9 protein-coding genes are annotated in these 9,941 nt (G+C 39.0%); 8 read left to right on the plus strand and 1 reads right to left on the minus strand.

Going from position 1 to position 9,941, the window contains the following annotated elements:
- On the minus strand, positions 1–1,329 hold a 1,329-nt coding region (locus tag B2V92_RS09750; RefSeq protein WP_293307338.1), incomplete at its 3' end, for a sodium/proton-translocating pyrophosphatase.
- A gap of 429 nt (positions 1,330–1,758) precedes the next feature.
- Between B2V92_RS09750 and B2V92_RS09755 the strand changes: the two genes are divergently transcribed.
- The 8 genes from B2V92_RS09755 to B2V92_RS09790 all read left to right on the plus strand — a co-directional run bounded on the left by B2V92_RS09755 (position 1,759) and on the right by B2V92_RS09790 (position 9,857).
- Positions 1,759–3,201 (plus strand): APC family permease, encoded by a 1,443-nt coding sequence (locus B2V92_RS09755; RefSeq protein ID WP_293307340.1) that lies wholly within the window; start codon positions 1,759–1,761, stop codon positions 3,199–3,201.
- A gap of 622 nt (positions 3,202–3,823) precedes the next feature.
- The gene (gene tssD, locus B2V92_RS09760) at positions 3,824–3,988 is read left to right on the plus strand and encodes a type VI secretion system tube protein TssD (protein WP_293307342.1); all 165 of its coding nucleotides are present in this window, start codon (positions 3,824–3,826) and stop codon (positions 3,986–3,988) included.
- Positions 3,989–4,028: 40 nt separating this feature from the next.
- Positions 4,029–4,643 carry a hypothetical protein gene (locus B2V92_RS09765; RefSeq protein ID WP_293307344.1) on the plus strand — a complete coding sequence of 205 codons (615 nt, stop codon included), beginning with the start codon at positions 4,029–4,031 and terminating at the stop codon, positions 4,641–4,643.
- A 6-nt stretch (positions 4,644–4,649) separates the two neighbouring features.
- Positions 4,650–5,366: a hypothetical protein gene (locus B2V92_RS09770; protein ID WP_293307346.1), complete on the plus strand. Its 717-nt coding sequence runs from the start codon at positions 4,650–4,652 to the stop codon at positions 5,364–5,366.
- Between the two features lie 39 nt (positions 5,367–5,405).
- Entirely contained in the window at positions 5,406–7,211 is a 1,806-nt protein-coding gene (locus B2V92_RS09775) for a type VI secretion system Vgr family protein (protein ID WP_293307348.1), read from the plus strand.
- 2 nt (positions 7,212–7,213) lie between these two features.
- A complete protein-coding gene (locus B2V92_RS09780; protein ID WP_293307350.1) occupies positions 7,214–8,152 on the plus strand; it encodes a hypothetical protein in 939 nt (312 codons plus the stop codon).
- Positions 8,149–9,279, plus strand: coding sequence for a hypothetical protein (locus B2V92_RS09785; RefSeq protein ID WP_293307352.1), 1,131 nt, complete (start codon positions 8,149–8,151; stop codon positions 9,277–9,279). Before B2V92_RS09780 ends, B2V92_RS09785 begins: the two co-directional genes overlap by 4 nt.
- On the plus strand, positions 9,279–9,857 hold the full coding sequence (locus tag B2V92_RS09790) for a hypothetical protein (RefSeq protein ID WP_293307354.1): 579 nt from the start codon (positions 9,279–9,281) through the stop codon (positions 9,855–9,857). The genes B2V92_RS09785 and B2V92_RS09790 overlap by 1 nt, the downstream gene beginning before the upstream one ends.
- Positions 9,858–9,941 lie beyond the last annotated feature (84 nt).

Consider the following 9,941-nt stretch of genomic DNA (forward strand, 5'->3'; position numbering starts at 1 on the left):
AGTGGCCATCATGCCGGCTGCTGCAATAGCCACGCCGTAAAGGCCTGCAAAATGATAAGAAGCCATAATCCCGCCGGCCAAAACCAAAATCGGAATTACCGTAGATTTCATACCTACAGATAAACCTGCAATAATATTGGTAGCATGACCGGTTGAAGACTGCTGGATAATCGAATTTACTGGTCCTTTGCCCATTGCGGTAAAATATTCGGTTACAATACTCATAATGGTACCAACCACCAAACCTACAATAATGGCATAAAAAACGTTAATGCTTGAGAATTCATATCCCCGAAGACTCAGTGTTTCTGGTAACATCCATTTCACAATAAAAAATGAAGCTACTGCGGTAATCACGATGGAGGACCAGTTGCCCAGGTTCAATGCATTCTGAACATTCGATTTTTCATCTTTAATGGTTACAAACCAGGTACCGATGATGGAGAATATTATACCCAATCCGCAGATCACCATCGGTAATAAAATGGGCGACATGCCCCCGAAATTATCTTTTACGTTAATTTCCTGTCCTAAAACCATCGTAGCCAGAATAGTTGCCACATACGAACCGAATAAGTCGGCACCCATACCGGCAACATCACCCACGTTATCGCCCACATTATCAGCAATGGTTGCGGGATTACGCACATCATCTTCAGGAATTCCGGCTTCTACCTTACCCACTAAATCGGCACCAACATCGGCCGCTTTGGTGTAAATACCCCCGCCTACACGTGCAAAAAGAGCAATTGATTCTGCTCCTAAAGAAAATCCGGTTAAAACCTCTATAGCGGTTTTCATTTCAACACTGTTAACCGTAACTACATTGAAATGCTTTAGAAATACAATAAATAAGCCACCTAAACCCAGAACGGCTAATCCCGCAACACCCAAGCCCATTACCGTTCCGCCGGTAAAAGAAACTTTTAAAGCCTGTTTCAAACTTGTTCTGGCCGCCTGTGTGGTTCTTACATTGGCTTTAGTAGCCGATTTCATACCGATATAACCTGCTGTTGCAGAAAATACCGCTCCAATAATAAAGGAAATGGAAATAATCCAGCTCGAATGCATCGGAACACCTTTAATTTCGGTAATGGTTCCGGAATAGGCTAAAAGAGCAGCTGTGAAAACAGCAAAAATGCTCAATACCCGCCATTCGGCTTTTAAAAAGGCCATAGCACCATCTGCTATGTAACCTGCAAGCTCTTGCATGTTTTTATCACCTGCATCTTGCTTATTTACCCAGGCGCTTTTAATCATCATAACTATTATCCCAACAAGGCCCAAAGCCGGGATAGCGTAAATTAAATTGTTTTGTAAAAAATCCATAGTTAATAATTGGTTTATATTTGGTTATTGTTGTTTTTTATTCGTTCATTGGCCATTAGTTCATTGGTTCAATTGTAGGATTGCTAAATTGTTAACTGCAAATTGCCGACTGAAAACTGATCAATTGGTTAACTGTTGTCAATCGCTTAGCGCCATGTGCCGAACCCTCTGCTTCGCTGTTAAATTGTTTACTGCAAATTGCCAACTGAAAACTTATTAATTGAGTTAACTGTCGTCAATCGCTTACGCCATGCGCCAAACGCTCTGCTCTAAGCTCCAAGCTCTTCACGTGCAACGCTCTAGCAAGATAACAAAATATTCTTGTGGTTAAAATTTTACAAGGGCTGTGGATAAAATTTGCAGTCGGAAAATAATATCCTACAATTTCTTTTTTTTAAATAAATTAGCCCCAAACTAAACAGAATAAAAATGGAAATTCAAAAGGAAGGTGAGCCTTCTAAAAGAAAATTAAGCCTTTTTGATGCCACGATGCTGGTAATGGGGTCGATGATCGGTAGCGGTATCTTTATCGTAAGTGCCGATATCATGAGGAATTTAGGTTCTGGTTATTGGTTGATCGTGGTTTGGGTAATCACAGGAGTAATGACTGTTGCAGCAGCAATTTCTTATGGCGAACTTTCTTCCATGTTTCCCAAAGCTGGTGGGCAATACACCTATTTAAAAGAGATTTTCGGTAAAATGATGGGTTTTCTTTATGGCTGGGGACTTTTTACCGTAATTCAAACGGGCACCATTGCTGCCGTTGCCGTTGCTTTTGGTAAGTTTACAGCCTATTTAATACCTGCTTTAAATGATGCGGCTCCGATTTTTCAGAGCGGCAGTTATAAAATCACCTGGATACAGATTCTGGCTATCGCCGTAATTCTGCTGCTAACCTATATTAATACCAAAGGTGTTGAGGGCGGTAAAATTTTGCAGAATATTTTTACAGGTTCTAAAATTGTTGCTTTAATCGGCTTAATTGTTTTGGGTTTTCTTTTGGTTAAAAACAGTTTCTGGAGTGGGAATATGAGTTTTGGGTGGAGTGCTTTCAATAACCTGAAAACCGATCCCAGCGGAAATTTCCTCAAATCTGGATGGGAATCCATTTCCGGAATGACCATCATGGGCGGTATTGCAGCCGCAATGGTGGGCTCGGTATTTTCGAGTGTAGCCTGGGAAAACGTAACCTTTGTTTCCGGTGAGATCGAGAACCCAAGGAAAAATGTGGTACGATCGATGGTTTTGGGTACTACCGCAGTAATGATCCTTTATTTATTGGTCAACTTTGTATACCTCAATACCTTAAACAGGGATAGTATCGGCTTCGCATTAAACGATAGGGTAGCTGTTGTAGCTTCAGAGCAGATTTTTGGCAGCGGCATAGGTACAATCGTAATTGCCGTGCTGGTAATGATTTCTACCTTTGGTTGCGTTAATGGAATCGTACTGGCCGGTGCCAGGGTTTTCCAGAGCATGGCAGAAGATGGCATGTTTTTTAAAGCAGCCCTTAAAAACAATAAAAACGGTGTTCCTGAAAAATCACTTTGGATGCAGGGAATCTGGGCCTCTGTTTTATGCTTGAGCGGACAGTATGGTAATCTTTTGGATATGATATCCTTTGTAATTGTAGTTTTTTATATGGTTACCGTTTTTGGGGTGATTTATTTAAGAATAAAAAAACCTAATGCCGACAGGCCATACAAAACATGGTTATATCCAATTACGCCAATTATTTATTTATTGATTGGAGCGGCATTTTGTGTGCTATTACTGATTTATAAGCAACAATATACCTGGCCCGGACTGTTAATTGTGCTGCTTGGGCTTCCTGTTTATTTTTTCATCAATAAGAAAGAACAGCAGGCTTAATTGATTTTAAAAATATTTTAATTTATTTCCAAACCCCGCAGATTTTTAAAATCTGCGGGGTTTTTTATGGCAAAAAATCCTATTCCCACAATTGCTTTGGTTTTATATCCATATAGCTGGTTTATATTTCATCTCTAGTGCCTCCAGTATTTTAGTAGGTTTTGTGCAGGGAATAATATTCTTAAACCCGACATAGCGGATACCGGCCCAATGTGTAAGGCCTGCAGGCGTATGAGCATGTGGCGGGACTATCGTTGCGATGAAACCGGGGCCTGGCTTTACTGAAAAAAGAATAAATTACTCTAATAACAAACCGGCAGAAGGTGTTTCCACTAAAGACTAAAGACTAAAGACTTCAAAAACCGTATCATTTTTCAGACTTAAAACAACAAACTGATATCTGGCTTTTTATGTTGTAGAAAACTTTTCAACATTTTCATGCAACCTATGGTATTAGTTTTAAGACTGTTTTAAGCCGCTAAAACACCGGTTTTCTTTTATTTTGATTTCGCTTTAGTGTTTGTTAATGAGCTTGATATCCTACAATTGGCCTGATATTTGGTTTAACAGCCTTAGTGGCAATAGCTACACTAACCAATTTTAACCTTTAAACTTTAAAACTATGGCTTTCAAAGCTAGATTAAATTTTTCAGGCAAAGAGTACCAGGTACTTCAGTATGCCTATGCATTAAACCGTGATGTAAATCTTTATGGAAATCCCTGTTCTATAAATTACGGTTTTAATATAAATATCAGATCAGGCGAAAACCCGGATCAACTATCCTAATACTTATTTGAGGTGTTGGCCTCAATAGTGTTGCCGCTTAATGCCAACCACTATTTGCCCGGCACTATTTTTAACCTTTAACATGCAGATTATGCGCTCATATTTCCGTTTTAATGTATTTTTTGTTTTGCTATATATAGTATCTGCCTGTTTTTCAGGGTGTAATCGAGATAGCAGGCAGCATAGTGAACCAAATAATAATAAGGTAACAGCGAAAACCAATGTTCCCGATCTTTTTCTTTCTTACACCGATTCGGTGGCAAAGCTTCCTTTAAACAGGTTTAATGAGGCCGGTATACAATCATTGAACAAAGCATTTGCGGGTAAATTACCCTTAAGCATGTATAACGGTAAACAAAATAACGATGATAAGAGTATTGTTATCCAACCTTATCATAACAAGGATGTAAGTACTATAGGAGCGGGAATTATATTATTGGTCCCAAAATCTATTACCGACTCTTTGTATATAGGCGATTTTACCCGGCACTTTGGAAATATTCAGCAAGAAAAGCCAATGATCGGTGTTACAGAGCAGCCCCGTCCTGTTGAAATAAAATTAAATGCCAATACATCGATAAGATTAACCTTTAACGATAACGAAAAATTAGCACTTGCCCATGTAACCATGGTTGAGGTTTTAAAATATAGATAAACAACAATGAATACGCTCGTAAAAATTAAAGAATATGATGCACACGGTGGACCTTCTAACGTAAAAATGGGGGGCGATGGCCATTCGCAAACCTCTACAACCACGGGTAGGTTTGTAATCAAAAGCATCGAAAAACATGTTAGTTATGGCCGTTATGCCATTTGGTCGGGTATTGCCTGGGGAACAGAGGTGAAAATAAGTGGCAATATTGTAATGGTAAAACAGCTTGGTAGCTGGAAAAAGTTAACCGATGTAAATGCACAATGGGGGAAATATAAAAATGATCAGAAGGGAGTTACCGATATGGTATTGAGGTATCAGCGCGATCTTTACCCCAATTCGCCTATCCCAACAAAATGGCTCTTCAACGATTTCGGGCATATTTCGGTGAAGTATTTTAAAGATACGAACAACGACCGGAAAATGAACGGAAAGGAATATATCATGGGCGATTTTATCCATACTACCCCGCCCGATGAAGCCGCAACAGCTGCGGGCAGGATTTTCCAGCTTGCAGAATCGCACGGTTGTATACATGTGAGGCCAAATGATATCGATACCATGATCGGAAATGGTTATCTAAAAAAGGGCAATACGATAGAAGTGCATCCCTACAGTAAAAAAGCTATCGAGGCATCGCCTAAAAGAAATGCAGCAGGAACGCAATTTGAAGTGCATTTCTATCCCGGACTTTATAAAATTGTGGTTTATAAAATAATGTAGCCAACAACGCTACCCGTAAAGTAAATGAATACAAATACTATGGAAAATAAACTTATCGTAGAAATCAGCATTGAAGATTCTGCAATTGCACATTTTGCTTCCTTTAATCTGCTACAGGCTTTTAACCAGCACCATTATTTCGAACTGCATTTTAACCACGACCAACTGGGCGCTCCCGGTTTAATCAGTTTAGACGATAGCCGCGATTTTGTGGGCAAAACCCTAAGCGCTTCTTTTGGTCATTCGCCCGAAAACATGCAGCATTTTGCAGGGCTCGTTACAAAAGTAGAGCTCTCTCAAAGTCATGGCTACCATGGCGTACTTGTGGTAAGCGGCTATAGTCCTACTATATTAATAGATCGCGGACCGGATTTGGGTTCTTATCTGGATAAAGACCTCGATACCATTGTTAAACTGGCTACAAAAGACACACCTGTTAACGACCTCAGCATTGTAACCAACGCTTCCCGAAAAACGGCTATCGATTATATCATCCAATACCGTGAGAGTGATTTCGAATTCCTGAACCGTTTATCGGGCGAGTACCACGAATGGTTTTATTACGACGGTAAACAGCTTAATTTCGGAAAACCAGATAAGCAGAAAGAAATAGCACTTTTTTATGGCCGCGATGTATTTAACCTGCAATACGCGATGGAAGTTTCGCCCATAAAATACAAACGTTTTGCATATAACCCCAAGCAGGATGAAATGTTGCACAGCGAAAGTACAGGTAAAGCAGATGGAAATCCTGATCTGGCGCACGCCATCAAGGCCTCAAATACGATGTATAGCAAAACCTTTAACCAGCCTTCCTTAATTAGGGTTGATAACGGCAATGATATTAAAAGCCATGTAGAAAACGAAGAAAAAGCGCACATCAGCGAGTTGTTAAAAATTAATGCAGGTGGCGATAATGCAGCGCTCAGTATTGGCAGTATTGCCGAAATAACCATGAGTTTGAGGAAGGAGCTGTCCTTTTCTACCGAAAGTTTGGGCAAGTTCCTCATTACGAGCATTAACCACCAGATTGATGGAACAGGTAAATACAGCAATACTTTCGAAGGTTTAGTGGCTACCACGGAACGTATTATGGTTAAGAATTACCAAAAACCACAATCCGATATGCAGCTGGCCGATGTAATTGATAACGACGATCCGCAGGGGCAGGGCCGTGTAAAGGTGAAATTTAAATGGGAATGCCAAACCAACGATCCTACCGAGTGGTTAAGGGTAATCAGCCCGAATGCAGGTAACGGCGATACCGGAAAAAACAGGGGCTTCCATGTAATCCCCGAAAAAGGCGACCAAGTTGTAATTGCTTTCGAAGAGGGGAACGTGGCCAGACCCGTGGTAATGGGGAGTGTTTACCATGGCAAAAGTGGCGACAGCAGCGGCTTTAAAAATAGTAACACCAAAGGCTTAACCTCAAGGAAGGGGAGCTGTTTAAGTTTCGACGACCTTAACCACGCCTTAAACCTGGGTACCAATGCAGCCAATTTTGTAAAAATCGAAAATGGTCCGGGATTGATTACGGCCGAATCTGCCGAAACGATTGTAATTAAAACGGGTTTAAGCAGCATTACGATGAAGAAAGACGGAACGATTGATATTATTGGTGAGATTATAAATATTCAGGGAAAGAACTCTGTAAATATCAATTGGGGTGATAAATCAGGGATTAGTGTATTTGTGGGTAAATCAGGCTATACTAACTACAGTTTTGATGGGAAAACGAAGAAAGAGTCTGTAACTGAAGGAGTTTCAGTAACCAGCGGAACAACGATTCTTTCAAAATCGGATGGCGTACAAACAATTAATGGCAGTCAAGTAGATATTAATTAATTATGAGCAGATTTAAATTTTTTAGTGAGGATGAGCCAGTCAATATAGAAAATCAAACAAACACACAGTTTGATAAGGTAGTTGATACTGAAAAAACTGAGCCTATCCTCTTAAAATACCGTTGCGAACAGACGGTTGCTACCAAATTAAATAATGTGATTACCAACCACGCGACCACAAAGCGTGAGTTTCATGTTAAAAATAAAATTGACAATGGGAACTTGATTGTAGAGGTTTTGCTTTTTGATAATATCATTCAGATAAATCCTTCTAATCTCACTGAAGCTATGGACTTGTTTTCATCCCTGGATCTTATTAAATGTAATATAACTGTACAGGTTGACAAAGAAACAGGGAAAATAAACAAGATATTGAACTATGGTGAGGTGCTAAAAAATTGGGAAAGTTTTAAAAATAACTTAAAAGAGCGATATTCTTTTCTGAGATCAAGTAATGCCGAAATTGAACTCCAAAAATTTATTTATCTGGCAGAAGTGCAGATTAAGGATGAAAAACTTCTCATTGAGGATATACACACTAAGTTATTCTTTGATCTCTTTTTTGATAGGTATCTTGTTAAGCTATCAGAGCTGTATAAACCATATACTTTGAATTACCACTCCCAGCTTTTCGAAGGCGTTGCGGTGCCGTTGCATGTTTCATCAGAAATTATTTTTGAAAAACCATCAACCGTTGAGCTTAAAAAACAAGGTAAGATGAACATAAAAGAGATTGATATTAATGCAATCAAAAAACAATATGATCAAAAATTTCAGCCTATTGTAGGGTATAAATTTTCGGATTACGATTTTCAATATCAGGTTAGGCAAGTTGTTAATACGGATTTGTCATTAATTGAAGAAACTGATCTTTTTCTTGCTGAAGAAGTTAAAAATAATGTTGAAGTAGTTGTGGACTACAAATTAAGGAGGATAGAATGAGTTATTCTTATGTACATGAGGGTGCTAACGTTATTTGTACCAATATGACTAATGGGAAACCGCTTCAAATTGGTATCAGTAGGGTTTCTACCGTAATCTTAGCAAGTAAAAAAGCCCCTTTGCTAAATATTGATGATAGAAAAATCAGTGATACTTTTTCGTGTAAGGTTGCAAGTAAATTTTGGGGAGGATTACAGATTTTAACTGCAGTAATTGCGGTAGCTGCATTGGCTGTTGCGACTGTAGCAACCGGTGGCTTGGCATTGGTGGCAGCAGGGGTAATGCTTGCGGCTGCGGGAACCAGTATTGTTGCAGGTGTAACAGGTTTATACAAGATAGGGCACGATTGTGATGCAACGCTGAACGGTACCTGGATGTTACCGCATGGAGGGGTTAAAATTGATAAGAAGAAAGCTTTGCTTAATCAATCATTGATGAACTGTCCAAAAGGTGGGGTAGTTTCTATTATCATCGATCCGGTTATAGCAATGGCTGCAGCAAAAGAGATTACGAGTAACAATAATGCTGAAATTGCCGCCCATTTAACTTCTCAGGCAATAATTGGTGTGATTACTGCTGCTACAGCTTTTACACCTATAGGTTTATTGGTGGCAGCTCCTATTGCGGTTTATGGTTATATTGATGGCGAAAATAGTAAGGAAGAAGCAGCAAAAAAAAATCTTCCGATATGGAGATGGAGTGATGTTGGGGAAAGTGCAAAAACAGAGGGAACTATCAATCAACCAGCTGGTGCAATAGGTGCTGTGGTGGAGAATGGGATAAACCTTACACGTACCAATCAACAAATTACACGTGAAATGATGGAGTTTAATACACAGGCGGCCATGAGAGAGGCTGCAGGTGATGCGGCTGGTGCTGCTAATTCCAGATTGGCTGCTGATATTGCATCAAGGTCTTATCCTTCAACACGTTCGGCGCTAGTGGGTAAGGATTTTTTTAAAGGCTTAGGGAAGGGGATTGCTGGTGCTATTGCAAACTATTTAATTGATAGAGGATCGGATAGTTATGAAGCAGCGAAAGCCAAAGATTCGGCAAAAGCATCTAGAATGGCTAATTTTAATGACGATAATCAAAATATTAATGTAGTTGCAAATAATCCATCATAATGAATAAACAGATGTCACAAGCTTTCGGATGGCTCATTGGGGTTTTGATAGTATCTCCACTAATTATTTTTGGTATTAGTTATCTCTTCAAAAAGAAGGAAAATAATTCAAAGAAGGCTATTCCGAGTTACATTGAAAAATGCGTTGAATTTAAGATGCGGTTTCCTGATAAATTAGAGTTTCGGGATACTCAATATACAATCTCGTTGATGTCTCCGCCTCAGAGTATTTATAAGATTTTTTTCAAAGACGTATCTATAGGTAAGTATTTACAAATAACTTTTTTTAATTACCCTGAAGATAAAGGTTTAGCATTTCCTTCTTCTTTAAGAGGTAAAGAGACCTTAATGACTATTAATAAAGATGATTTAAAGAATCCCCACTATGGAACAAAAGAAAATCCAATACCTGTTTTTAAGGTAAGGGAAAATCTGCCTGATTCTGTTAGTAAAAATAGAGGCGAAGAAAATGGTTGGAATGTTGATATTACTGAAAACCAGTTTAAATATAATGTAGAACAATACTTAACCTACATTATGCCAAAAGAAGAATTTCAGAAACGTTTCAAAAAGAAATAACAGCCTTTTCTTGTTTAAACTAATTTCAAAAATATAAAACAAGGCAGCTTAATACCTGTTTTACCCTACACCCTACACCCTACA

Origin of the sequence: Pedobacter sp. UBA5917 (genome assembly GCF_002432345.1) — a bacterium.
Taxonomy (GTDB): domain Bacteria; phylum Bacteroidota; class Bacteroidia; order Sphingobacteriales; family Sphingobacteriaceae; genus Pedobacter.

What these genes read in the sequence shown, in the direction of transcription:
- B2V92_RS09755 (WP_293307340.1), top strand. Translation starts at nt 1,759, where the DNA reads ATGGAAATTCAAAAGGAAGGTGAGCCTTCTAAAAGAAAATTAAGCCTT.
- tssD (WP_293307342.1), top strand. Translation starts at nt 3,824, where the DNA reads ATGGCTTTCAAAGCTAGATTAAATTTTTCAGGCAAAGAGTACCAGGTA.
- B2V92_RS09765 (WP_293307344.1), top strand. Translation starts at nt 4,029, where the DNA reads ATGCCAACCACTATTTGCCCGGCACTATTTTTAACCTTTAACATGCAG.
- B2V92_RS09770 (WP_293307346.1), top strand. Translation starts at nt 4,650, where the DNA reads ATGAATACGCTCGTAAAAATTAAAGAATATGATGCACACGGTGGACCT.
- B2V92_RS09775 (WP_293307348.1), top strand. Translation starts at nt 5,406, where the DNA reads ATGGAAAATAAACTTATCGTAGAAATCAGCATTGAAGATTCTGCAATT.
- B2V92_RS09780 (WP_293307350.1), top strand. Translation starts at nt 7,214, where the DNA reads ATGAGCAGATTTAAATTTTTTAGTGAGGATGAGCCAGTCAATATAGAA.
- B2V92_RS09785 (WP_293307352.1), top strand. Translation starts at nt 8,149, where the DNA reads ATGAGTTATTCTTATGTACATGAGGGTGCTAACGTTATTTGTACCAAT.
- B2V92_RS09790 (WP_293307354.1), top strand. Translation starts at nt 9,279, where the DNA reads ATGAATAAACAGATGTCACAAGCTTTCGGATGGCTCATTGGGGTTTTG.